Below are 23,331 nucleotides of genomic sequence, written 5' to 3'. Positions count from 1 at the left end.
TTGGGGAGGGGTTGATAAGGCGAGGGGCATGATACTGTACTCCCACGATCACGGGCAAAGGGCGTCAGTGACGATGCCAGTGGTGCCGCCCCTCGTGGCGATAGCCCGCACGGGCTCTCACACCGGTGTCGGGATGCACGTCCACGTAAAAGGCCCCCTCCCTGGCGGTATCCAGCAGGGGAATCTGGCGACTCGCCAGGCGTTCAAGAACCCGCTCATCCGGATGCCCGAAGCGATTATCGAAGCCCGTGCTCACCAGGGCCAGTCGCGGCGACACCCGATCCAGAAACGACTCCGACAGGGAGCTGGCCGCGCCGTGATGCGGCAACACCAGTATATCCGAGACCAGCGCCGGACCCTGGCTCTGTCGCAAGACCGCTTTACCCAGCCCCTCCACATCACCGGTGAGCAGCAGACTGCCCCCTGCGCCGCGCACCTGAAGCACGCAGGAAGAGGCATTGTCTTCCGCCCAGAACGGGGGCGGATGCAGGATCCGGAAGACCACCTGGTCCCACACCCACGACTGACCAACGAGGCATTCGATGCTCCGGGGGTGATCCAGACGCGCCGGGTTCCTGCTGAGCACAGAGGTCACCGGCAACCGCGACAGCACGGAATCAGCGCCGCCGATGTGATCATTATCTCCATGGCTGATGATCAGGGTATCGATCCGGCTGCGTTTCTTGTGCCGCAGGTAAGGCACCACCGCCGCCTCACCCGCATCGAAGCGAGGGCTGAAACGCGGCCCGGTATCGAACACCAGGGTATGTTCAGCCGTCATGACCACCACGGCCAGGCCTTGCCCCACGTCCAGCATCGCCACCCGAAACGCCCCCGTCTCCAGTTCCACCCGGGGTGGCCAGAGCATGGGCAAGAACAGCAACAGGCCCACCCAGCGATGGGGCCAGGGACGCGGGGCCATGAACCAGGCCAGGCCCAGCAAGGCGGGCATCAGAGTCCATGCGGGCGGTGCGGCCCGCCATTGTCCTCCTGGCCAGCCCGCCAGGTTCTCCAGCACCGGCCACAGCCCCCAGACTGCCAGATGCGCCAGTCCCCACAGAGTCTCCGCCACCCAGGGGGTGAGCGGCGAGAGGCCCACGCCCACCAGCACCAGGGGCACCACCAGAAAACTCACCCAGGGTACGGCGATCAAGTTGGCCAGGGGCGAGATCAGCGAACCATGCTGGAACATCACCAGGGTCAGGGGGAGCAGGCCGACTCCCGCCACCCACTGTACCCGCAGCAGGGCATCGGCCTTGCCGACCGGCCCGATCCGGGCTGCCACGGCATACACGATGACCATCACCGCGGCAAAGGACAGCCAGAATCCAGGTGCCAGCACGGCACGGGGGTCAATCACCAGTACCGCCAGCAGGGCCAGGGACAGCGTGTGGGAGGGCCGCGCGGTACGCCCCAGCCACAGGGCACCGAGGGCAACCGCCAGCATGATCAGGGCCCGCTGGGTGGGCACGGCAAAACCTGCCAGGGCGGCGTAAGCGGCGGCACAACTCAGGGCACCGATGACAGCGGCCCGCTGCGCCGGCAGACGCAAGGCCAAGGCGGGAATGCGTCGCCAGCCCCAGAGCATGAGACCGTAGCCCATGCCGGCCACCAACCCCACATGCAGGCCGGAAATGGCCATCAAGTGATTGGTGCCGGTATCGATGAGGGTGTCCCATTGCGCCTGGGGGATGGTGGAGCGATCGCCCACGGCCAGGGCCCTGAGGATGCCGGCATACGCCGCATCGTCCAGGGCGGCATCCATTCGTCCGGCCAGGGTGGCGCGCAAGCGGTCCACAGCTCGGGCCGGTGAATGCGCCCTTCCCAGACGCCGCGCCGGGTGTCCGTCACGCACGTAGCCGGTGGCCCGAAAACCCTGCTGAAACAGCCAGCCCTCGTAATCGAACCCCCCGGGATTACGCAGACCGTTGGGTTGACGCAGGCGCAGGGTGAGTTCCCAGCGCTCGCCCGGCTGCAGGGCGGGTGAGCGCCCATACCAGGCCACGCGAACCCGCGTGGGCAAGGGTGTGGTGATCGACGCATCCGTCGCCGACTCGATGCGAAATCCGAAACGGATGCCCCGCTCCATGGGTTCGGGCAGGGAGTCCACCACGCCCACCACGGGGATATCCTCACCCGAGAGCCGGGGATCCAGTGGGGGGCCCACCACCCAGTGAGTGTGGATCAGCGCCCACAAAAACCCACCCATGGCCCACAGGGGCCATCGCGTCAGGGGAGCGAACCTGTAAAATAGGGGGACAGCCAGCAGCAGCCAACCCCAGGCCAACGCGGGCAACTGGCCCAGGCCATGCAACAGCACCACGCCCGCAAGGAAGACCAAAGCCCGGATCTGCATCTTCCACTCCCTGGAAAAGCATCCATAATGGGCAGCCCCGCGATCACGATCGGGGGCCGCAACTCACGACCCTAAGCGCTCCATGCCCAAGAAGCTCATCAAGAGCCTGTTTCCAGGCTACCACACGGTGAGGGAGTTTGAGATCCTGCGGCTGTTCGGCGCGGTGCTCAACGATCCGAACCTGTGGCATTTGAACCGGCGCTCGGTGGCTGGAGCCTTCGGCGTAGGGCTGTTCGTGGCGTTTCTGCCCATTCCGGCGCAGATGCTCCTGTCAGCAGTCCTGGCCATCATGGTTCGCGTGAACCTGCCCATCGCGATCACGCTGGTGTGGATCACCAACCCGCTCACCATGGCACCTATCTTCTTCAGCGCCTATCGCCTCGGGAAGTTTCTGCTGGACGAGCCTGCGCGCGGGGTTTCCTTCGAATGGAGTCTTTCGTGGTTCACCGGGGAATTGCTGATGATCTGGCAACCCCTGCTGCTGGGCAGTCTGCTCATGTCCACCGTGGCGGGACTGGTGGGCTATATCACCATCCGCCTGTCATGGCGCCTGCATATCCTTCGGCGCCTGGCAGACAAGCGCCGCCGCCTGCCGCGCATACGCCGCCCCCGCTAGTCTCGCTGATCTACCCACCCCGGCGGCAGCTCAGGCACTTTGGGCGGCGTTTTCCCAGACCTTGAGCTGTCCTCCCTCGAGCACCATGACCCGATCCATGCGCTGAGCCAGTTCCAGATCGTGGGTGACGATGACGAAGGCAGTTCTCAGTTGCTTGTTGAGCCGCAACATCAGTTGCAGGATTTCCTCTGCCCGCCCACGATCCAGGTTGCCGGTGGGCTCGTCAGCCAGCACGGCCTTGGGATCGGTGATCAGAGCGCGGGCGATGGCGGCGCGCTGGCGTTCGCCCCCGGAGAGCTCACCGGGCTTATGGGCCATGCGGTTGCTCAGGCCCACCCGCTCCAGCAGGGACCTGGCCCGGTCGGTGGCAGCACTGGGGTTGGCGCGGCGGATCAGCAGGGGCATGGCCACGTTCTCCAGGGCCGTGAACTCGGGCAGCAGGTGGTGAAACTGGTAGATGAATCCCAGGTGCTGGTTGCGCAGTTGCCCACGACGGGCGTCAGAGAGCCGGGCCATGTCCTGCCCCCACACCTGCACGCTGCCCGCGGTGGGCAGGTCCAGCCCCCCCATCAGGTGCAGGAGGGTACTCTTGCCGCTGCCGGAGGTGCCGACGATGGCCACCTTTTCGCCAGGTTGCACGTCCAGGTCCACCCCTCGCAGGACCTCGACGGTGAGGCCGCCCTCGTCGAAGGTGCGCGACAGGCCCTGGCAACGTATCACGGGGCCGGAATCAAAATCGAAATCCACCATACGGTCTCTTGTTACTCATAGCGAAGGGCTTCGGCCGGCTGGGTGCGGGAGGCGCGCCAGGCCGGGTACAGGGTGGCCAGCACGGTGAGCACGAAGGCCAGCGAGCCGATGCGGGCCACATCCCGGAGGTTGAGTTCGGAGGGCAGGTCGGAGATGTAGTACACGTCCGGGGAGAGGAACTGCCGCCCCAGCAGGGATTCGATGGCCGGGACGATGGTTTCCACGTTGAGGGCCAGGGTGATGCCACCCGCCACACCCAGCAGCGTGCCCACCACGCCGATGACGGTGCCCTGCACCATGAACACGCCCATCACGGATCGGGGTGAAAGGCCGAGCGTACGCAGGATGGCGATGTCGGCCTGTTTGTCGATGACCACCATCACCAGGGTGGAGACGATGTTGAAGGCGGCCACGGCCACGATCAGGGACAGGATGATGAACATGACGGTCTTTTCCGTCTGCACGGCGCGGAAGAAGTTGGCATGCTGGCGTGTCCAGTCATTCACCCAGAAGCGCCCGTCCAGTTCAGCGGCCACCTGGCGGGCGATGGTGGGGGCGCGCATCATGTCATCCAGTTTGAGCCGCAGGCCCGAGATGGCATCGTCGGTCTGATAGATCTGCCGGGCATCGTCCAGGTGGATGAAGGCGGTGCTGCGATCGTATTCGTACATGCCCACTTCGAAGATGCCCACCACGTTCATCCGACGCATTCTGGGCAGCACCCCCACGGGGGTGACGGCGGCCTGGGGGGTGATCAGGGTGACCCGGTCGCCCAGCCCCACGCCCAGGGCCAGGGCCAGCTCCTTGCCCAGCACGACGCCAAAGCCGCGGGCCCGTAGGTCGTTCATGCTACCGAAGATGATGTGTTCACCCACCTGGGAGACGCTTGCCTCCAGATCGGGTATGACCCCTCGCACCATGGCGCCACTGACCTGACGGCCACTGGAGAACATGCCCTCGCCCTCCACATAGGGTGCCACGCCCACCACCCTGTCAGCCTCTTCCGCCTGGGCCATCACCGATTCCCAGTTGCGCAGTTGGCCACCGAATTCGGCGATGGTGGCATGGGAGGCCATGCCCAGGATGCGTTCGCGCAACTCCTTTTCGAACCCGTTCATCACCGAGAGCACGGTAATCAGCGCCGTCACGCCCAGGGCGATCCCCAGCATGGAGATCAGGGAGATGAAGGAGATGAAGTGGTTGCGGCGTTTGGCGCGGGTGTAGCGCAGGCCGATGAAGATTTCCAGGGGTCGGAACATGACGGGATTAAATCACAGGTTGTGTGGGATGGATACGGGGGTAGGGTTTGGGTTTGGGGGCGTGGACCGCCCCTGTGGTGTCCGGGAGGCCGCCAGCGGGACGCCGTGAATACCTCCCTGTAGGCTCGGCCACCGCATCCATGCGGTGAACGCCCGCCCGCGGCCTCCCGGACACCACAGGGGCTGCTTGGGTGCCTGCCCTTCCCTCACCCCAAATCCACCGGGATTGCGTGGCTCAGGATGATCTCCCGTGGGGAAATCTGTGCACCCAGGGCCAGGATCTCCACGCCGGCCTCGGCGGCGCGGCGCAGCCAGTGGCCGTAGTCCGGGTCGATCTCGTCGGCGGGGCGTACGCGGGTGACATCCTCCCGCTGCACGCAGAAGACCAGGGCGGCCCGGTGTCCGTCCTCGATCATGGCCATCAGCTCCTGCAGGTGACGGGTGCCCCGGGTGGAGACGGCGTCGGGAAAGATGGCGACGCCATTGTCCACGGCCGCCGTGACATTCTTCACCTCCACATAACAGGGGGTCTCATCCAGGGTGAGTAGCAGATCGATGCGGCTGCGGTTTCGGCCGTAGCGGACCTCCCGACGCAGTTCGGTGGGGGCGGCCAGGCTGGGCAATTCACCCTTGCGGATGGCCTCTTCCACCAGGGCATTGCTGCGGCCGGTGTGGATGCCGACCAGGACGCCCTCCCCGGCCTCGACCAGTTCCCAGGTGTGGGGATATTTGCGTTTGGGGTCGTCACTGCGGCTGAGCCAGACCCGGGAACCCGGGGCCATGCAGCCCATCATGGAGCCGGTGTTGGGACAGTGAGCGGTGATGGTCTGACCATCGTCGAGTGTGACATCAGCGAGGAAGCGCTTGTAGCGTCTTTGCAGGGTGCCAGGGATCAGGGGGTCAGGCAGGATCATGGGCAACTCCGGTTAGGCGGCTGGGCATGATACCGCCGAATATCCCGCCCCACCCCCTTCACAAGGGCAAAAGCGACTCGAGCCGTTGCCCTTGTGAAGGGGGCGAAGGGCTGAGTGAGGCGTTTTCAAGTCCTCGGCGTGGTTTTCTCCCCTCAGAGCCAGTGCTATATTGAGGCCACCCTCTACCGCTGGAGTCCATGATGTCCAGAGTGTCCGCCTCCTGCACGGGTCTTGTCCTTGCCTTGTGCCTGGTGCCCGCGGCATCGGCGGATATCCTGATGCTGCCCAGCGGTGATCCCCAGGTGGTGGGAAAGCCTGAGCAGCCCGTGCGCGGGATGCCGCAAAGCACCGTGTTGCAACGCTTCGGCGAACCTCTCAGCCGCCACCCCACGGTAGGCAAGCCGCCGATCACCCGTTGGGACTATGATGGCTTCTCCGTGGTCTTCGAGGGCCGTCATGTCATTCACACTGTCGTGGATGCCCAACGCACCGATCCACCGCGGCGTTAACAACTCCTCCCTCACGAATCGCCCCATGAAACGAACCCTCCCCCCCGAATGGGCGCCGCAGGATGGCGTGATGCTCACCTGGCCTCATCCGGATTCCGACTGGGCCCCCATCCTGCCCGAGGCCGAGGATGTGTTCGTGCGCATCGCCCGGGAAGTGACGCGGCGCGAGTCCCTCGTCGTGGCCTGCCGGGACGAGGCGCATGAGATCCACGTCTGTGGTGAGTTGGCGCAGTCTCAGGTGGATATGCGGCGGGTGACCACGGCTCTGGCGCCGGGAAATGACACCTGGGCCCGGGATCATGGTCCCCTGACCATCCTGGAGAACGGCGTCCCCGTCATGCTCGATTTCACCTTCAATGGTTGGGGGGGGAAATATCCCGCGGAGGCGGACAATCGCATCACCGCATGCCTGCACGACCAGGGGGTCTTTGGCGAGCGGGCGCTGCGCCCGGTGGATTTCGTCCTGGAGGGGGGGTCCATCGAGTCCGATGGTCTGGGGACCTTACTGACCACCCACGGCTGCCTGATGACGCCCTCACGCAATCCCGGGCTGGATACCCGGGCCGTGGAATCAGTGCTCAGACGTGAACTGGGTGCGCAACGGGTGCTGTGGTTGAAGCATGGCCACCTGGAGGGAGATGATACCGACGGGCATGTGGACACGCTGGCCCGCCTGTGCGACCCGGATACCATTGCCCATGTGGTCTGTGAGGATCCGGAGGATCCCCATCACGGTCCATTGCTGGCCATGACGCGGGAGCTGGCCGCCCTGCGCACGCCCCAGGGGCACCCTTACCGTCTGGTCCCCCTGCCCTTGCCGGCCCCCATCCACAACGAGGAGGGTCAGCGACTGCCGGCTACCCATGCCAATTTCCTGATCATCAACGGGGCCGTGCTGGTGCCCACCTACAACGATCCCGCTGATGAAGTGGCACTGGAGGCGTTGGCGGGGGTGTTTCCGGATCGGGAGATCATCGGCATCGACTGCCGGGCGCTGATCCGCCAGTTCGGAAGCCTGCATTGCGTAACCATGCAAATTCCCTCACTTCCCCCCTTACCCGGGCCCTCATTGCCCACCCCCGAATAGCCACCCGGGCTGCGACGCCTCCTCCGGCGGCGTTTGCACGCCGCACTCGGAGCGCTGCGTGGGGGCTGAGCCATCGATGAACGGCATCCACTGGGCCGTTTCGCAGTCCTCCTCGGCCAGCAGGCCGGTGTCCTGGTCAATCAGACGCCAGGTCACGCCCTCGGGAACCGAAGGGACCAGGCCGCGGTGTGAAACCGCCTGCATCACATCACTCCACACCGGCAGGGCCCCGCTGGAGCCCGTCAGCCCCATGGGCTGATTGTCGTCCCGGCCCACCCACACCACGGCCAGGGCATCGCCGCTGTAGCCGGCAAACCAGGCATCCCGCATCTCGCCAGTGGTGCCGGTCTTGCCGGCCACGGCCAGTTCCGGGGGCAGACTGGATTGCAGCCTGCGGCCGGTGCCACTGCGGGTCACCTCGTGCAGCGCGGCAGTCACCAGATAGACGGCCTTGTCGTCCGCCGCCTTATTCAGCGACAGGGCATAACGCTGCAGCAATTGTCCCTCCCGATCCATCACCTCACGGATGGCACGCAGGGGCACGTGATACCCCCCGGAGGCCAGCCCCTGATACAGACCGGTCACCTCCAGCGGACTCATCTCCACCGCCCCCAGTAACAGCGAAGGATAGGCGGGCAGATCCTGCCTGATGCCCAGACGCCGCATCTGCTCCACTACCCGACTCACGCCCAGATCCATGCCCAGACGGGTAGTGGCCACATTGTAGGACCGCACCAGGGATTCCTGGGCGGTGACCTGCCCATGGAATTCGCGGCTGGCATTGCGCGGTGTCCAGAGATCGCCATTATCCAGTTCCACGGTGAAGGATTCGTCCTCCAGGAGGGTGGCCAGCGAGTAACGCTGTGGATGGGACAGCGCCGCCAGATAGACCATCGGTTTGATCACCGACCCCACAGGTCGACGCGCCTGCAAGGCCCGGTTGAAGCCGGCCTGGCGCACTTGGCGATCCCCCACCACAGCCAGCACCTCGCCATTGTCGGGGCGGGTGACCACCACGGCCCCCTGCAAGCTGCCTTCCGGCAGACCCCGGGACGCTTCCAGACGCGCCAGACGACGCACCAGGGCCTCCTCCGCGGCCAGCTGTTTGATGGGATCCAGCGTGGTGAAAATCAGCAACCCCTCTTCCTGGAGGTCTGCGTCCCGGTAATCCCGACGCAGCTGTTCCCTGAGCAATTGCACGAAGGCGGGAAACGGCGTTACTCCGGAAGGCGGATTGGCGCTGACGTTCAACGGACGCGCCCGGGCTGCACGGACCTGATCGGCCCCCAGGTGTCCCTCGGACTCCAGCAGGGTCAGCACCAGGTTACGGCGTTCCAGAGCCCGCTCGGGCCGACGACGCGGATCGTAGTAACTGGGACCGCGGATAATGCCCACCAGGAGAGCTATCTCGTCGGTGCTCAGTTCACTCAATTGGCGCTGGAAATAAAACTGGCTGGCCATGCCCACCCCATGGATGGCCCGCATACCATCCTGACCCAGGAAGACTTCGTTGAGATACGCCTCGAGGATTTCATCCTTGTCGTAGCGCCATTCCAGCAACAGGGCCATAATGGCCTCGTTGAATTTGCGCCTCCAACTGCGATCCTGGGTGAGAAAGTAGTTTTTCACCAACTGCTGGGTCAGGGTACTGCCACCCTGCACGGTGCGACCCGCCCGCAGGTTGGCCAAGGCCGCCCGGGCAATGCCTGCCGGATCCAGCCCCCGGTGTTCGTAGAACTTCCTGTCCTCCACCGTGAGCAGGGTGCGGATCAGTTCCTCGGGGACGTCGTCCAGTTGCACCAGCAGGCGGTCTTCGCCGTGGCTGGGGTAGATATTGGCGATCAGTGCCGGTTCCATCCTCAGCAGGGGCAGAGAATCACCACTCTCCAGGTCCTCAAGCCCGGTCACATGGCCATCATTGAAGGACACGCGCACGCGACGTGGAGGCTCGTAGCCATCCGCAAAAGGAAACCCCCGGGTGTTGAGAATCAGGTGGCCGCGCTCCCGTGCATAACGGCCCACCCCCTCGCGCCCCGGATGGTAATGCAGCAACTGCAACTCCTGCTCCAGGGTTTCACGGTCCAGGTCCAGCCCCGCATAGATCTCCAGCGGGCGAGCAAAGACCCGAGCCGGCAGTGACCAGCGCTTGCCTTCGAACTGGGAGCGGATCTGCTGATCCAGGTGCAGCGCGTACCCTCCCAGCCCGACCAGAGCCACCAGCCCCACCAGGGCGGTGAACGCCAGCACGGGGCCCAGCCGGGAACGGCGGCTGCTGCGGCGCTTGCTGCGGGATGTGCGGTGACCCGATCCACGTCGGGAGGCGGGCTTGCTGTCCTTCTTGGACGACGTGCGTCGGGTGGTTCGTTTTGCCATGGTCCTGGGATCGGGTAGGATTCTTGGGGTTCCACTACACTATACCCACACAGGCCCTCACGCGGTCGAAGCCACATCACACAATCATGACCGATCAACGGACCCTTCAGCAGCGGCTGATCCACACCCTCGAACAGCCCCAGGTGTATCCCCATCCCGTGGAGAAGGTGGAGCACATCGAGACTCATATCTCCACGGTGCTACTGGCAGGCGACTTCGCCTACAAGATCAAGAAGCCTCTGGATCTGGGCTTTTTGAACTTCACTCAACTGGAGCGCCGCCGGTTCTATTGCGAGGAGGAACTGCGCCTGAACCGACGTCTGGCCCCCCAGATCTACGATGATCTGGTGGCCTTCTCCGGCAGCCCTGAAGACCCGATCTTCAACGGCCCGGACACACCCTTCGAGTATGCCGTGCGCATGAAGCGCTTCGACACATCGCTGATGCTGGACCGCCTGCAGTCCGAGGGCCACCTGCCCATCGAACGCATGGAGGATCTGGCGCGCCGCGTGGCCACCTTCCATGAGCGGATCGCCGTGGCCCCACCGGAGAGTGACTATGGGGAACCGGACAAGGTTCTCCATCCCATGCAGCAAAACGTCGACCAGATCCGCCAGCGGCTCGGCGATACCGACCGGCTGGCACAACTGGACCGGGTGGAAGCCTGGACCCTGGCACAGTTTGAGGCGCTCCGCCCCCTGTTATTGGAGCGCAAGCAGCGCGGCTTCATTCGGGAATGCCACGGAGACATGCATCTGGGCAACATGGCCCTGGTGGACGACGAGCCAATGCTGTTCGATGGGATCGAGTTCAATCCCTTCATGCGCTGGATCGACATCATCAGCGAAGTGGCCTTCCTCACCATGGACCTCAAGGACCGAGGCGCCTCGGCCCACGCCAATCGTTTCCTGAATATCTGGCTGGAACACACGGGAGACTACCGGGGGCTGCGCCTGCTGGACTTCTATCAAGTGTATCGGGCCATGGTGCGGGCCAAGGTGGCCGTGATCCGCCTGGGCCAGGACGCCTTGACGGAGGATGAGCGAGACGAGCTCACCCAGGAATGCCACACCTATCTGGATCTGGCCGAGCACTTCACGCAATCCCGTGGCAAGGCGCTGTTCATCAATCACGGTTTCTCGGGCAGCGGCAAGACCACCCTGAGCCAGCCGCTGATGGAGGCCATTGAGGCCATCCGTGTGCGCTCCGATGTGGAGCGCAAGCGAATGGCAGGCATTCGCCCCACCGAGCGGCGCAGCAATGGGCCCCATCAGGGCCTGTATTCACCGGACCTGACGGAAAGGACCTATGGGCGGCTGGGAGAACTGGCCACCGAGGTGCTGGAAGCCGGCTATCCGGTCATTGTCGATGCCACCTTTCTCAAGACGGCTCAACGGGCGCGTTTTGCCGACCTGGCCCGAACCCGCGGACTGCCCTTCCGGGTGCTGGACTACCGGGCGGACCCGGAACAGCTACGGGCTCATATCGCCGAGCGTACCCAGGCCGGCGATGACGCCTCCGATGCGGACATGAGTGTGGTCAATCATCAGTTGGACAGCCATGAACCCTTGCTGCCGGCTGAACCGGTGATCACCATCGACACCTCCGCCCCGCTGCCGCTGCAGCAGGTTCAAGCAGCCCTGGGATCGACAGCCCACGACCCGGGCGGCTCCGGCGACCCTGGGGGATGACGATGCCGACCCGAAGCCCTGGATGGAAATGGATGGGACGGATCCCCGCCGGGATGGCCCGGACCCTCCGGGGCGGTGCCCTTTTCGTGCTTGGCATGACCCTGATGGCCTGCAGCACGGCACCGGAACGCCCCGAGACACCGTTGCCAGCAGCCAACTCCGATTCACTGTCGGAACAGCGTGCGGGGGTGGTGTTTGCCGCCCTGAATCAGGTGGGCACGCCCTACCAGTATGGCGGCCAGTCCCCCCGCGAAGGCTTCGATTGCAGCGGTCTGGTGTGGTACACCCATCAGTACGCGGGCCTCTCCGTGCCCCGCACCGCCCGCGAGCAGAGTGGCCGCATGAAACCGGTATCCACCCGCTCGCTCAAGCCCGGTGATCTGCTGTTTTTCCGTACCAAAGGGGCGGGACCGAGCCACGTGAGCATCTACATCGGCGATGGCCATTTCGTGCACGCCCCCTCCAGTGGGCGCAGCGTCAGTACGGAGCGTCTGGACAACCCCTACTGGAGTCGCCGTTTCCTGCATGCCGGGCATTACTACGAGCAGGACTGAACTCACCCGGGTTGCAAGCCCCCATTGATCCAAGCCCCCATTGATCCAAGCCCCCACTGATCAAGGAGTCGACACCATGCCACGCACCCTCATCCTCCTGAGCGCCCTGATGGGCCTTATCCTTGCGGCACCTGCGCCAGCCACGGAACCGCATCGGGACACCGATCACCTGCGCGTCTACAGTATCGAAGGGGATTTCGAGTGGTATCGGGAGGCCCTGGAGATGGCCATCGTCAACCGGGGCATCGTGATCAACAACGTGGCCCACATCGGCGCCATGCTCTCACGAACCGGCGCCGATGTGGGCGGCGAAGCCTTGTTCAAGGATGCCCAGGCCCTGGAATTCTGCAGCGCCGGGTTGTCGCGGGGCATGATGGAGGCGGACCCGCATAACATTGTCTTCTGCCCCTACGTGGTGGCCGTCTATGAGACCGAGGAGGCCCCCGGCGTGATCCATTTGGGCTATCGTCGCCCCGCGATGGTAGGTGACGCGAACTCCCGACAGGCGCTGCAGGCGGTGGAAGATCTGCTGGACGAGATCGTCCGCGAGGCCCTGATGTTCTGACCTTCAACCTTCACTCACCACCGGCAACACCGCACCCTCGGGTGTGGTGCGTTTCAGGCGCTGATGCGGCGCTTCACGAACCGAATGGCGGAGGACAGGACCGGGATCTGTTCATAGAGGTATTCGGCCGCATCCCAGTAATCCACATGGGTGATGACCAGGCCGGATTCATTGAAGAGCACCCGGCTCATGCCGTCCACATCCAGCCGCAGGCCGCCCACGCCATCATCCTGGCGATCCGTGAAGCGCCAGTGGAAATAGGCGGTGTTGTCCTTCAGTGCCCAGGCGTGGATGTAAAAGCGCGGGGCCGGACAGTTCTGGAACATGTGGCGAAACACCATCTCGATCTGATCCAGCCCGCTCACGTCGTTGAAAGGGTCCTTGAAGCGGGCATCAGGCGCGAAGACTTCCCCCAGCCGATTCAGGTCCGTCTCCTTGAGATGGGTAAAAAACCCCGCGTAGCGGCGTGCCCAGGACTCCATGACATCATTCATCAGTTTTCACCCTCATCGGCTTTCACCATCCTCCGGGTGAGCCACAGGAACAGACCATAAGGCAGCAGGCGCAGAGTCTTCATGATGATGGCAAAGGGCCTGGGAAAGCTGATCTCGAAACCCTTCCGATCCAGGCCTTTCATGATGGCATCCACCGCAGCATCGGTCTCGATGAGAAAGGGCATCTTGAACTGGTTCTTGTCGGTCATGGGCGTTTTCACGAAACCGGGGTTGATCAGCCTCAGGCTGACCCCCTTTTGCGCCAACTCAGGATGCAGGGATTCAGCCAGATTGATCACCGCTGCCTTGGAGGCGGAATACGGGGCAGCCCGGGGCAGGCCCCGGTATCCGGCCAGACTGGCGGTGACCAGGATTCGCCCTCGGCCACGCTGGATCATGGGCGGCATGATCGCAGCCAGTCCATTCACCACACCCAGGTAATTGATCTCCACGATGCGCCTGAACAAGGCGGGGTCGAATGCCTCCAGTCCCATGGGTTCGTAGTCCCCCTGGTTGAGGATGGCCATGTCCACCGCCCCTAGCTGCGCCTCGATGTCCTCCACCAGCCCCTTCAGCCCGGCATCATCAGTGACATCTCCTGGAAACGCCTGGATGCGCCCCGATCCGGAGGCCTCGGCGGCCAGCGCCTCCAGTTTATCCCGACTGCGGGAGGTGACTGCCACGCACCAGCCGGCGGCTGCCAGGCGCAGGGCCAGGGCGCGTCCGATGCCGGTACTGGCTCCCACCAGCCATACGACCCCGGTAGGGTTGGCCGTGCCTTCCATTCGAGTCTGCTCTGCCATGGCCTGCTACCTCCCGCCTCTTGCAAGGCTACACAAAAATTATACAGCGATTGTACAATCACGAAATGACGCCCACACCCCGAGCCCAGGTCTCGCCGCCCGAAACCGATGGACTGTTCCCCATCCGTACGGTGGCCTCCATGACCGGGGTGCATCCCGTGACCCTGCGCGCCTGGGAACGGCGTCATGGACTGATCCGTCCGCAGCGCACACCCAAGGGACACCGACTCTACAGCACCGGGGACATCGACCGCATCCGCCAGGTGCTCGGCCTGCTGGAGCAAGGCATCTCCATCGGCCAGGTGGGCCAGCTACTGGACGCCCCCGACCCGGCAACGCTGGAGGACAACCCGCCCGCCCGGGGCCCTTCCGCCGCCTGGCCCGATTACCACTCCCGGCTGACCGCCGCGGCTCTACAGTTCGACAGTCACACCCTGGAGCGGGTTTATGCGGATGCCATGTCGGTCTTCCCGGTGCAACAGGTCATCTCACAGTTGCTCTGGCCCACCCACACTGTGCTTGGGGATCAGGCCGGGGACTCGACCCTTTCGGCGGCGGCCCAGGCCTTCTTCCGGGGCTGGGCCCGCTACACCCTGGGATGCCGGTTTCGTCACGAACTGAGCCACGCCCAGGGACCGGCGCTGGTGCTCGCCCCCTTCCCGGAACAGGGCGATACTCTGGAGATGGACATGCTGGCCCTGCTGACCGCCACGCAGGGGGTACGGGTGTTGTGGCTTACGGGGCCCATCACCCTGGACACACTGGAGGCAACGATGAATCACGTCCCGGCCCGGGGACTGACCCTGGTGGGGGAAAACCGCCTGTCCCGCGAGCTGCTCACCCGGGGCCTGCCGACGTGGTCGGGAAAGATCGGCAGCCCGGTTTTCGCCGCCGGCCCCAGCGCCCATCACCACCGCCGCGCCCTGACCGGGGCCGGCCTGATCCCCCTGGAGCGTGATCCCTGGAAGGCGACGCGGCAACTGGAGAAACATCTGCGCACCCCTCAGGCGGATTGACGCAGGGTCTCCCAGGCTGCCAGGGCCTGGCGGCGACTGGCGGCCAGATCCACGATGGGTTGCGGATAATCCCGCCCGAGCCGGACACCCGCACCGCGCAACACCGATTCCGGTGCCTGCCAGGGTTTGTGCAGGTATTTGTCCGGCAAGGCCTTGAGCTCCGGCACCCAATGACGCACATAGCCCCCACCGGGATCAAAACGCTCACCCTGGAGCACCGGATTGAAAACGCGGAAATAAGGGGCAGCATCCGCCCCGCAACCGGCCGTCCACTGCCAACCCAGGGTGTTGCTGGCCAGATCCGCGTCCACCAGGGTGTCCCAGAACCAGCGGGCACCCTCACGCCAATGAATGAGCAGGTTTTTGGTGAGCAGTGAGGCGGTGATCATCCGTACCCGGTTGTGCATCCAGCCGGTGGCCCACAACTCGCGCATCCCCGCATCCACGATGGGCAGGCCGGTACGGCCCCGCTGCCAGGCCCTGAGAGCATCGTCATCCCGAGGCGGCCAGGGGAAGTCCTCGAAACGGGCATCCAGGGGCTGCAAGGGGGTGTGGGGGAAATGAAACAACAGGTGATGCCCGAACTCCCGCCAGCCTATTTCGCCGAGAAACCCCTTCACCGAAGCATCCGCCTCCGAGTGCCTGCCCTCGGCCACGGCCCGCTGACAGGCATGCACCACCTGTCGGGGGCTGACCTCGCCAAAGTGCAGATGCGGTGAGAGATGGGAGGTGCCCAACCGGTCGGGAAGATTGCGGGCCTCCCCATAATCGGCCAGGGCACGGTCCAGGAAAGCCTCCAGCGCCGTGTGAGCCCCCTCCTCCCCTGGTGTCCAGGCCTTTGCCAGCCCCGCATCCCAGGGAATGAGGGGCAACAACCCCAGGCTTTCGAGAGGGTCGCTGCGACTCCCCTCGGCAGTCAGCACCCCTGGCCCGGGCCGGGGCTGCAAACTCACGTCCAGGGCGCCCTGGGCCTGACAGGCTTTCCAGTAGGGGGTGAACACCCGATAGGGCTCCCCGGAGCGGTTCTGCACCGCCCATGGCTCCAGCAGCAGCGCAGCATTGAAACTGCGCACCTGCACCCCCTGTGCCTGCAGGGCCTGCTTGATATGGGTATCACGGCGGACAGTGTTCGGCTCATAAAGCCGATTCCAGTACACCTGCGAGGCACCGGTCTCACGAAGCAGCTCCTGGAGTGTATCCAGGATGGGGCCGCAACGCATCACCAGGGGGGCTCCCAGCGCCGCAAGGTCGTGGCCCAGTTGCTTCAGGCTGTGATGCAACCACCAGCGCGAGGCCTCACCCGGCGCCCAATCGCCCTCCTCGTCCCGGGCGTGAATATAGACCGGCACAACGCGCTCCGCCTGCTCCAGGGCCGCACACAGAGCGGGATTATCGGCCAGACGCAGGTCACGTCTGAACCAGATCAGGGCAGTGCTCATCAATACGCTCCCTTGCTACGTCCGAATCCAGGGACAGGACGGCAAGCCTCTTCAACGGTCGCGGCGGATCAGGTCCAGGAACTCCGCTCGGGTACGGGCATCATCACGGAAGTTACCCAGCATCACCGAGGTGAGCATGGCGGAGTTCTGCTTTTCCACGCCGCGCATCATCATGCACATGTGGCGGGCCTCGGCCACCACGCCGACCCCCCGCGCGCCGGTGACGTCCATCACCGCCTGGGCAATCTCGCGGGTCAGGCTCTCCTGAATCTGCAGGCGCCGGGCAAACATGTCCACAATGCGGGCGATCTTGGACAGACCGATCACCTTGCCATCGGGGATATAGGCCACATGACACTTGCCGATGATCGGCAACAGATGATGTTCGCAGATGGAATAGAGCTCGATGTCCTTGACCAGCACCATCTCGTCGCTGTCCGACGTGAACAGCGCCCCGTTCACCAACTCGTCGAGGGACTGATGATAGCCACTGGTGAGATATTGCATCGCCTTGGCAGCCCTGAGCGGTGTGCCCTTGAGCCCTTCGCGCCCCGGATCCTCCCCCAAGCCCGCAAGGATCAGGCGATAGTGTTCGGCAAGTTCATCGGCCGACAGGGATGCATCAGCTTCCACCGGATCTTCGCCTCCGGCAATCTTCGCGACAGTCTTTGTCATGGCCTTTTCCCCGTGCAGGTGACAGCATGTATGTATTCTCGGTGCATGTTCCCATTGCCCAGGCATCGGGCATCGCCCTGTGCTCTGGGTTGACGCGATCACCGGTGCTCAACCCTTGTACCGGGTCTTGCCACCATCGTATGGTCACGGTCTGCGGAACCACCCTCGAAAACCTTGTACAACAAAAATCAAAGCTTGTACAGTTAATGTATAAGAATCCTTTTCAGGACCAGGGGAATGACATGGCTCGCGAACGTATCGCCATCATCGGCGCAGGGATCTCGGGATTGGCCAGCGCCTGGCTGTTGTCGCCACAATATGATGTGACAGTATTCGAGAAGAATGATTACATCGGCGGCCACACCCATACCGTCGATGTCCCCGGGGATCAGGGGCCCCGGGGTGTGGATACCGGATTCATGGTGTTCAATCACCGCAACTACCCTCACCTCAAGGCCCTGTTTGCCCATCTGGGCATTGAATCCCAACCCACGGACATGTCCTTCTCGGCCTCCGTGGGCGAAGGTCGGCTGGAGTACGCAGGCTCGGACCTGAACACCCTGTTTGCCCAGCGGGGCAATCTGTTCAAGCCTCGCTTCCTGCGCATGCTGCGTGACATCGTCCGGTTCAACCGCACCGGCAAGGCCCTGCTTCAGCACGGCTGCGTGCCCCAGGTGACCTTGGGTGGCTATCTGATTCAGGAGCGGTACGGCCCGGGTTTCCGTGATGACTATCTGCTGCCCATGGCCGCTGCGATCTGGTCCTGCCCCACCCATCGCATGCTGGATTTCCCGCTGGAATCCTTCCTCAATTTCTTTTCCAACCACGGGCTTCTGGATCTGGCCGACCGCCCCCAGTGGCATACGGTGAAAGGCGGGAGCCGACAGTATGTCCGGGAGATGCTCAAGGCCCTGCCCGACGATGTGCACGTGCGTCGACGGGTCGTGGCCGTGCAGCGTCAGGAGGCACAGATACGGGTGATCACCGATGACAGGGGCGAACATCGGTTTGACAAGGTGGTTTTCGGCTGCCATGCCGATGAGGTGCTGGGCATGCTGGAGGATCCGACCGAAGCGGAATCCCGCATACTGCAATGCTTCACCTACCAGCCCAACCGGACACTGCTGCACACCGATACCCGCCTGATGCCGCGCCTGAAGCGTGTCTGGTCCTCCTGGAACTACATGGCCCGGCAGCGCTCCGCCGATACGCCAGCCAACGCCGTCTCGGTGACCTACTGGATGAATCGCCTGCAGGCCCTGGAGGAATCCCGGGACTACCTGGTGAGCCTCAACCCACTGATTGAGCCACGGGAAGACACCATCATCCGGGAGATCAGCTACCACCACCCGGTGTTCGACCAGCGCGCCATGGAGGCCCAGAAGCAGCTCCCCGACCTGCAGGGGGCCGACCGGATCTTCTTCTGCGGCGCCTGGGCGGGATACGGCTTCCACGAGGACGGCCTGCGATCGGCCATTCAGGTGGCCGGACGTCTGGGTGTCTCTCCGCCCTGGAGCATTCCCCGCGAAACGGCTGGCGCCGAGGCAACGCAACCTTCCGGCGTGGTCGGCACGGAGGCATCATGAACGCGTCCGACGAAGACTCTGGCACCCCCTCGGGTCTGATGGACATCGTTGATGGGCGCCTCTACCGAACCCGGGTCATGCATCGGCGCCTTTTCCCGGTGGACTATCGCTTCATCTATCGGGTTTTCAGCCTGGTGGTGGACGTGGATCAGCTGGATGCCCTGGATCGGCGCCTGCGGATCTTCTCGGTCAACCGCTTCAACCTCCTGAGCCTGGATGATCGCGACCATGGTGCCCGTGATGGCACGCCACTCCGCCCCTGGGCAGATGCTGAACTGGCCCGGAAGGGAGTGGACCTGGAGGGGGGGCGCATCTTCCTGCTGGCCTTCCCTCGTGTACTGGGCTATGTGTTCAACCCCCTGAGCCTGTGGTACTGCCTGCACCGGGACGGCAGCCCGCGCGCCATCATCTGCGAGGTGAGCAATACACTGGGGGATTGCCATCACTATGTGCTGCACAACGACGGTCAGCCCCTGGCCTGGCCGGTGCGGGCCAGCCAGGACAAGCTGTTCTACGTTTCCCCCTTCATCGAGATGGATACACGCTACCAGTTCCGGCTATCGGAACCCGGACAGGGTCTGAGCGTTCTCATCCATGAATACCAGCAGTCGCAACTCATGCTGGCCGCCAGCCAGACAGGGCAGGCGCGCCCGCTCACCGACCGGGAACTGCTCAAGGCCGTGGCGGCCATGCCCCTGATGACCTTCAAGGTGATCCTTGGCATCCACTGGCAGGCCCTGAAGATCTGGTGGCGCGGCGGGCGTTACTACAGCAAGCCCAGCTCATCCTCAGAGGAAATGAACTGATGTCCCTGGAACAGACACCCACCCAGACCCGCAGTACCCTGGGCGCCCGCACCGGCGGACTGGCCATGCGGTTTCTGCTTCGCCGGCTGCGGGGCCTGTACTCGGGGGAGTTGCTGATCATCGGCCCCGATGGCAGCGAGCACCGGGTGCAGGGCACCCACCCTGGAGGCCGGGGCACCCTCCGGATCCACCGTCCGGGTGTACTGGTGCGGCGCCTGCTGTCCCGGGGCCTGGTGGGCCTGGGCGAGGGCTACATGGTGGGGGACTGGGACACACCGGATCTGCAGGCCCTGCTGACCATGGGGTCGGTCAATCAGGAATACATCCGCAGCCTGGTTTACAGCGCCTTCTGGTCGCGCGTGGCGGATTTCATGCGCCACCGGTTCCGTGCCAACAGCCGCGATGGCAGCCGCCGTAACATCTCGTTCCACTACGACCTGGGGAACGACTTTTACCGCCTGTGGCTGGACGAAACCATGACCTACTCCTGCGCCCTGCTGGATCAGGAGGATGAGCCCCTGGAGGCCGCCCAGCAGCGCAAGTATGCCCGCCTGCTGGAGCACCTGGATGCCGCGTCTGGCGCGCACATCCTGGAAATCGGCTGCGGCTGGGGCGGCTTTGCTGAATACGCCGCCCGCCAGGGCTACCGGGTCACCGGCGTGACCCTCTCCCGCGAACAACTGGACTACGCGCAGGCACGCCTGGAGGCCGCAGGCCTGGCCGACCAGGTTGACCTGCGCCTGCAGGACTACCGGGACGTGGACGGACAATTCGACCATGTGGTGTCCATCGAGATGTTCGAGGCCGTGGGCGAACGCTGGTGGCCCACTTGGTTCGAGACAGTGCATAAAAGCCTGAAGCCCGGTGGGCGTGCTGCCGTGCAGGTGATCACCATTGATGAAGGCGCCTTTAGCTATTACCGCCGGGCCGCGGATTTCATCCAGTTGTACATCTTCCCCGGCGGCATGCTGCCCACGGTGGAGGTCTTCGGGGAATGCGCGAGCAAGGCTGGTCTGCGCCTGCGCCACAGTGAGTTTTATGGGGAGGCCTACGCACGCACCCTGGACCGGTGGTACCAGCGGGTGCAGGAACAATCCGCTGCGATCCTCTCCCTGGGCGCCTATGACGAGCGCTTTTTGCGCACCTGGCGTTTCTACCTGGCCTACTGCGAGGCGGGCTTCCGTTCCCGTAACACGGACCTGATGCATGCCGTGCTGGAAGCCCCCGCCTGATTCCGTTGCCGTCACCTTGGAGGTGAGCCATGAAGATCGAGGCATTCAAAGACCGCACCCCCGCCCTGGACCTGGAGGCCTATTTCGACGGCCCGGTAAAGGCCTGGGGCCTGTTCCAGGATCGATTTGGCACGGTGCACCGCCAGTTCACCGTGGATATTCAGGGGCGCGTCGAGGGGGATGAACTGATACTGGAGGAAGACTTCCTCTATGACGATGGTGAAAAGGACCGGCGCGTCTGGCGTCTCAAGCGCCTGGACGCTCAACATTACGAGGGACGCGCCGATGATGTGGAGGGGGCGGCCAAAGGCAAGCTCTGCGGCCAGGCCTTCAATTTCACCTATGTCCTGCGCCTTCCCATCGGCGGCCGCATCTGGCGGGTGAATTTCGACGACTGGATGTTCATGCATGAAGACGGCGTCTTGGTCAATCGTGCGGTGATGAGCAAGTTCGGCATCCGGCTGGGGGACGTCACGCTGTTCTTCCGTCGGGTCAGTGATACGCCCACCCAATGACCCCATGCCCGGGGTCAATCACTGCAGGATGATTTTCCCATCAAGACCCTAGCCCTGAGGCGCCATTTATTGGATACTTACCGGAATAAAGGTAAGGCCTTCAGGAATGATTTTTCTCAGTCACTGAAGGCTGTTAGCAAGACGGGCCCAGCCCGCTGAATCGGGATCACCGGATGATCGGGGCAAAGAACCCCGCATCGGCCCCGTTGATATCATCGCGAGACGCTAGGAGTAAGAGAATGAAAAAGCAAGATCTCAGCCGCAGAAGCTTCCTGAAATTCGGTGTCGCCGGCCTGGTGGCCGTGCCCGTGGCCGGCCTGGGCTGGACAACCACTGCTGCCGCCGCCGATCGCCTGGATCCCGAATCCGCCGAGGCTCAGGCCCTGCAGTACACTGCCAACTCCGAAACCGAAGGTCAGAGCTGCTCCAACTGCCTGCTGTACAACGACCCCAGCCAGGAAGAGTGGGGCCCCTGCGCCGTATTCCCCGGCAAGGTCGTGTCCGCCAACGGCTGGTGCACCGCCTGGGTTGCCCGCGGCTGATCCAGCCTCGGATGACCGATCCGCAACAGCGCCTGCCTCCGGTGGGCCTGTTGTCCAAGACCCGCCCCGCGCGGGTCTTCTCGTTTGGAGGCCCTCATCATGTACGCCACCTCCGCTCAGCCCCTGATGGAACACCCGGAACATTATCTGCTCGGTCGTACGGATGGCGACATCACCCTGGATGCTCCTGAACACCTGCGCCTTGCCGTGCAACGTATGGTGGAACAGGCCCGGCGCAGCCTCTGGCTGACCAGCCGGCACCTGGATCCGGCCATCTTTGATGACCCGGCGGTGGTGGAACCCCTCTCCCGACTGGCTCGTCACAGTCGCCATGTGGACATCCGCATCCTGATCCAGGACAGCGATCCGCTTCGTGGCACCAGCCACCGCCTCATCCACCTGGCCCAGCGCCTGAGCAGTCGCGTACACGTCCGCCGCATGGGGGAACCGGATCGGCGTTCCGTGGTGGAGGCCTTTCTCATTGCCGATCGCCAAGGCCTCATCCACCAGCCTCAGGCCCTGCGTTATCAGGCGGTGGCCAATTTTCACACTCCCCGGCGATCCAGGCTCATGGGTGAACAGTTCATGACTCACTGGGACGCGGGGGAGCCGGATCCCCATCTACGGCGGTTGCACCTGTGATTGATCCTGCGGCATTGACGCCCGGTGCAACCCCCTCCTACTATGCCTTACCGCCGCTCAGGAACCACATCCCTCAATGACCTATTGCCTCGCCATCACCATGGACGCCGGGCTGGTATTCGCCTCGGACTCACGCACCAACGCCGGTGCCGACCAGGTGAGCACCTACAGCAAGATGCATACCTTCGAGGTGGATGAGGACCGTGTCTTCGTCCTGCTCACCGCCGGCAATCTGGCCACCACCCAGGCCGTACTGGCCCGACTCAAGCGTGACATCGAAGACAATGTGGAGGAAAGCCTGCACACCGTACGGGGCATGTCCGACGCGGCCGAGTACCTGGGCCGGGTGAATCGTGAAGAGCAGGAAAAACATGGTGAGGCCCTCACCAAGGCCGGCTTCCGGGCCGACGCCTCCTTCATCATCGGCGGCCAGTTCGCCGGACAGGAACCGGAGATCTACCTGGTCTATCCCCAGGGCAATTTCATCACGGCATCCTCTCATACCCGCTTCCTGCAAATCGGCGAGAGCAAGTACGGCAAACCCATCCTGGATCGCATCGTCAGCCACGACGGCGACCTGGGTGACGCCGCGCGCTGCGCCCTGGTGTCCATCGACTCCACCATGCGCTCCAACGTCACGGTGGGCCCGCCCATCGAGGTGATCGTCTACGAGCGCGACAGCCTGACCTTTGAGCACTATCTGTGCCTGGAGGCAGACGATACCTATCTCACCGACCTGAAGCGGGCCTGGGACGACAACATCAAGGCCGCCTTCCGTGACCTGCCCCGCTTTGACTGGGAAGCGGCCCGTGGAAGCAAACGCCGCGGCACAGAGGTCACGGTCAACCGGCGCAGTACCCGCAAACCCTCCAAGAAAACCGGCTGAGCGCCCTCGGGGCGCCCCGCC

The 23,331-nt window shown here is 64.1% G+C and carries 23 protein-coding genes; 14 read left to right on the top strand and 9 right to left on the bottom strand.

What is annotated here, in order from left to right; all coding sequences use genetic code 11:
- Nucleotides 1-64: 64 nt before the first annotated feature.
- A complete protein-coding gene (locus LPW29_RS02155) occupies nucleotides 65-2,356 on the bottom strand; it encodes a DNA internalization-related competence protein ComEC/Rec2 (protein ID WP_238626607.1) in 2,292 nt (763 codons plus the stop codon).
- Between the two features lie 82 nt (nucleotides 2,357-2,438).
- Here LPW29_RS02155 and LPW29_RS02150 point away from each other — a divergent pair, with 82 nt between their 5' ends.
- The gene (locus LPW29_RS02150) at nucleotides 2,439-2,972 is read left to right on the top strand and encodes a DUF2062 domain-containing protein (protein ID WP_238626606.1); all 534 of its coding nucleotides are present in this window, start codon (nucleotides 2,439-2,441) and stop codon (nucleotides 2,970-2,972) included.
- A gap of 30 nt (nucleotides 2,973-3,002) precedes the next feature.
- On the opposite strand, the gene lolD is transcribed toward LPW29_RS02150, so the two are convergent.
- The 3 genes from lolD to sfsA all read right to left on the bottom strand — a co-directional run bounded on the left by lolD (nucleotide 3,003) and on the right by sfsA (nucleotide 5,895).
- Entirely contained in the window at nucleotides 3,003-3,722 is a 720-nt protein-coding gene (lolD, locus tag LPW29_RS02145; protein ID WP_238626605.1) for a lipoprotein-releasing ABC transporter ATP-binding protein LolD, read from the bottom strand.
- 11 nt (nucleotides 3,723-3,733) lie between these two features.
- On the bottom strand, nucleotides 3,734-4,981 hold the full coding sequence (locus LPW29_RS02140) for a lipoprotein-releasing ABC transporter permease subunit (RefSeq protein ID WP_238626604.1): 1,248 nt from the start codon (nucleotides 4,979-4,981) through the stop codon (nucleotides 3,734-3,736).
- 206 nt (nucleotides 4,982-5,187) lie between these two features.
- The gene (gene sfsA / locus LPW29_RS02135; protein ID WP_238626603.1) at nucleotides 5,188-5,895 is read right to left on the bottom strand and encodes a DNA/RNA nuclease SfsA; all 708 of its coding nucleotides are present in this window, start codon (nucleotides 5,893-5,895) and stop codon (nucleotides 5,188-5,190) included.
- Between the two features lie 200 nt (nucleotides 5,896-6,095).
- On the opposite strand from sfsA, the gene LPW29_RS02130 reads away from it, so the two are divergent.
- The gene (locus LPW29_RS02130; protein ID WP_238626602.1) at nucleotides 6,096-6,404 is read left to right on the top strand and encodes a hypothetical protein; all 309 of its coding nucleotides are present in this window, start codon (nucleotides 6,096-6,098) and stop codon (nucleotides 6,402-6,404) included.
- Nucleotides 6,405-6,429: 25 nt separating this feature from the next.
- Nucleotides 6,430-7,491 carry an agmatine deiminase family protein gene (locus tag LPW29_RS02125; RefSeq protein ID WP_238626601.1) on the top strand — a complete coding sequence of 354 codons (1,062 nt, stop codon included), beginning with the start codon at nucleotides 6,430-6,432 and terminating at the stop codon, nucleotides 7,489-7,491.
- Here LPW29_RS02125 and mrcB read toward each other — a convergent pair.
- Nucleotides 7,471-9,864, bottom strand: coding sequence for a penicillin-binding protein 1B (gene mrcB / locus LPW29_RS02120; RefSeq protein ID WP_238626600.1), 2,394 nt, complete (start codon nucleotides 9,862-9,864; stop codon nucleotides 7,471-7,473). The two genes, LPW29_RS02125 and mrcB, sit on opposite strands and share 21 nt — an antisense overlap.
- Before the next feature lie 86 nt (nucleotides 9,865-9,950).
- Between mrcB and LPW29_RS02115 the strand changes: the two genes are divergently transcribed.
- From LPW29_RS02115 to LPW29_RS02105, 3 genes are all read left to right on the top strand, one after another.
- A complete protein-coding gene (locus tag LPW29_RS02115; RefSeq protein WP_238626599.1) occupies nucleotides 9,951-11,555 on the top strand; it encodes a bifunctional aminoglycoside phosphotransferase/ATP-binding protein in 1,605 nt (534 codons plus the stop codon).
- Nucleotides 11,556-11,608: 53 nt separating this feature from the next.
- Nucleotides 11,609-12,109 (top strand): C40 family peptidase, encoded by a 501-nt coding sequence (locus LPW29_RS02110; protein WP_238626598.1) that lies wholly within the window; start codon nucleotides 11,609-11,611, stop codon nucleotides 12,107-12,109.
- Nucleotides 12,110-12,185: 76 nt separating this feature from the next.
- Entirely contained in the window at nucleotides 12,186-12,674 is a 489-nt protein-coding gene (locus tag LPW29_RS02105; protein ID WP_238626597.1) for a DUF302 domain-containing protein, read from the top strand.
- 53 nt (nucleotides 12,675-12,727) lie between these two features.
- Here LPW29_RS02105 and LPW29_RS02100 read toward each other — a convergent pair whose 3' ends face one another.
- Entirely contained in the window at nucleotides 12,728-13,168 is a 441-nt protein-coding gene (locus LPW29_RS02100; RefSeq protein WP_238626596.1) for a nuclear transport factor 2 family protein, read from the bottom strand.
- Entirely contained in the window at nucleotides 13,168-13,971 is an 804-nt protein-coding gene (locus tag LPW29_RS02095) for an SDR family NAD(P)-dependent oxidoreductase (RefSeq protein WP_238626595.1), read from the bottom strand. The genes LPW29_RS02100 and LPW29_RS02095 overlap by 1 nt, the downstream gene beginning before the upstream one ends.
- Nucleotides 13,972-14,036: 65 nt before the next feature.
- On the opposite strand from LPW29_RS02095, the gene LPW29_RS02090 reads away from it, so the two are divergent.
- Nucleotides 14,037-14,987: a MerR family transcriptional regulator gene (locus LPW29_RS02090; protein ID WP_238626594.1), complete on the top strand. Its 951-nt coding sequence runs from the start codon at nucleotides 14,037-14,039 to the stop codon at nucleotides 14,985-14,987.
- Here LPW29_RS02090 and LPW29_RS02085 read toward each other — a convergent pair.
- Nucleotides 14,975-16,426 (bottom strand): cryptochrome/photolyase family protein, encoded by a 1,452-nt coding sequence (locus LPW29_RS02085; RefSeq protein ID WP_238626593.1) that lies wholly within the window; start codon nucleotides 16,424-16,426, stop codon nucleotides 14,975-14,977. The genes LPW29_RS02090 and LPW29_RS02085 overlap by 13 nt on opposite strands.
- A gap of 51 nt (nucleotides 16,427-16,477) precedes the next feature.
- Nucleotides 16,478-17,101: a GTP cyclohydrolase I FolE gene (folE, locus tag LPW29_RS02080; protein WP_090249534.1), complete on the bottom strand. Its 624-nt coding sequence runs from the start codon at nucleotides 17,099-17,101 to the stop codon at nucleotides 16,478-16,480.
- Between the two features lie 242 nt (nucleotides 17,102-17,343).
- Between folE and LPW29_RS02075 the strand changes: the two genes are divergently transcribed.
- From LPW29_RS02075 to LPW29_RS02045, 7 genes are all read left to right on the top strand, one after another.
- Nucleotides 17,344-18,687 carry an NAD(P)/FAD-dependent oxidoreductase gene (locus LPW29_RS02075; RefSeq protein WP_238626592.1) on the top strand — a complete coding sequence of 448 codons (1,344 nt, stop codon included), beginning with the start codon at nucleotides 17,344-17,346 and terminating at the stop codon, nucleotides 18,685-18,687.
- The gene (locus LPW29_RS02070; protein ID WP_370642771.1) at nucleotides 18,684-19,493 is read left to right on the top strand and encodes a DUF1365 domain-containing protein; all 810 of its coding nucleotides are present in this window, start codon (nucleotides 18,684-18,686) and stop codon (nucleotides 19,491-19,493) included. The genes LPW29_RS02075 and LPW29_RS02070 overlap by 4 nt, the downstream gene beginning before the upstream one ends.
- The gene (locus LPW29_RS02065) at nucleotides 19,493-20,725 is read left to right on the top strand and encodes an SAM-dependent methyltransferase (protein WP_238626591.1); all 1,233 of its coding nucleotides are present in this window, start codon (nucleotides 19,493-19,495) and stop codon (nucleotides 20,723-20,725) included. Before LPW29_RS02070 ends, LPW29_RS02065 begins: the two co-directional genes overlap by 1 nt.
- A gap of 29 nt (nucleotides 20,726-20,754) precedes the next feature.
- A complete protein-coding gene (locus LPW29_RS02060; RefSeq protein ID WP_090249523.1) occupies nucleotides 20,755-21,240 on the top strand; it encodes a DUF3833 domain-containing protein in 486 nt (161 codons plus the stop codon).
- A 239-nt stretch (nucleotides 21,241-21,479) separates the two neighbouring features.
- Nucleotides 21,480-21,782 (top strand): high-potential iron-sulfur protein, encoded by a 303-nt coding sequence (locus tag LPW29_RS02055; RefSeq protein WP_238626590.1) that lies wholly within the window; start codon nucleotides 21,480-21,482, stop codon nucleotides 21,780-21,782.
- Between the two features lie 99 nt (nucleotides 21,783-21,881).
- Nucleotides 21,882-22,424: a DUF7931 domain-containing protein gene (locus LPW29_RS02050; protein ID WP_238626589.1), complete on the top strand. Its 543-nt coding sequence runs from the start codon at nucleotides 21,882-21,884 to the stop codon at nucleotides 22,422-22,424.
- A gap of 76 nt (nucleotides 22,425-22,500) precedes the next feature.
- On the top strand, nucleotides 22,501-23,310 hold the full coding sequence (locus LPW29_RS02045; protein ID WP_090249514.1) for a proteasome-type protease: 810 nt from the start codon (nucleotides 22,501-22,503) through the stop codon (nucleotides 23,308-23,310).
- Nucleotides 23,311-23,331 lie beyond the last annotated feature (21 nt).

The organism is Ectothiorhodospira sp. 9100 (assembly GCF_022227565.1).
Lineage (GTDB): Bacteria > Pseudomonadota > Gammaproteobacteria > Ectothiorhodospirales > Ectothiorhodospiraceae > Ectothiorhodospira > Ectothiorhodospira marina.
The sequence above is the reverse complement of the archived record's forward strand: the minus strand, read 5'-3'. Positions and strand labels throughout refer to the sequence as shown.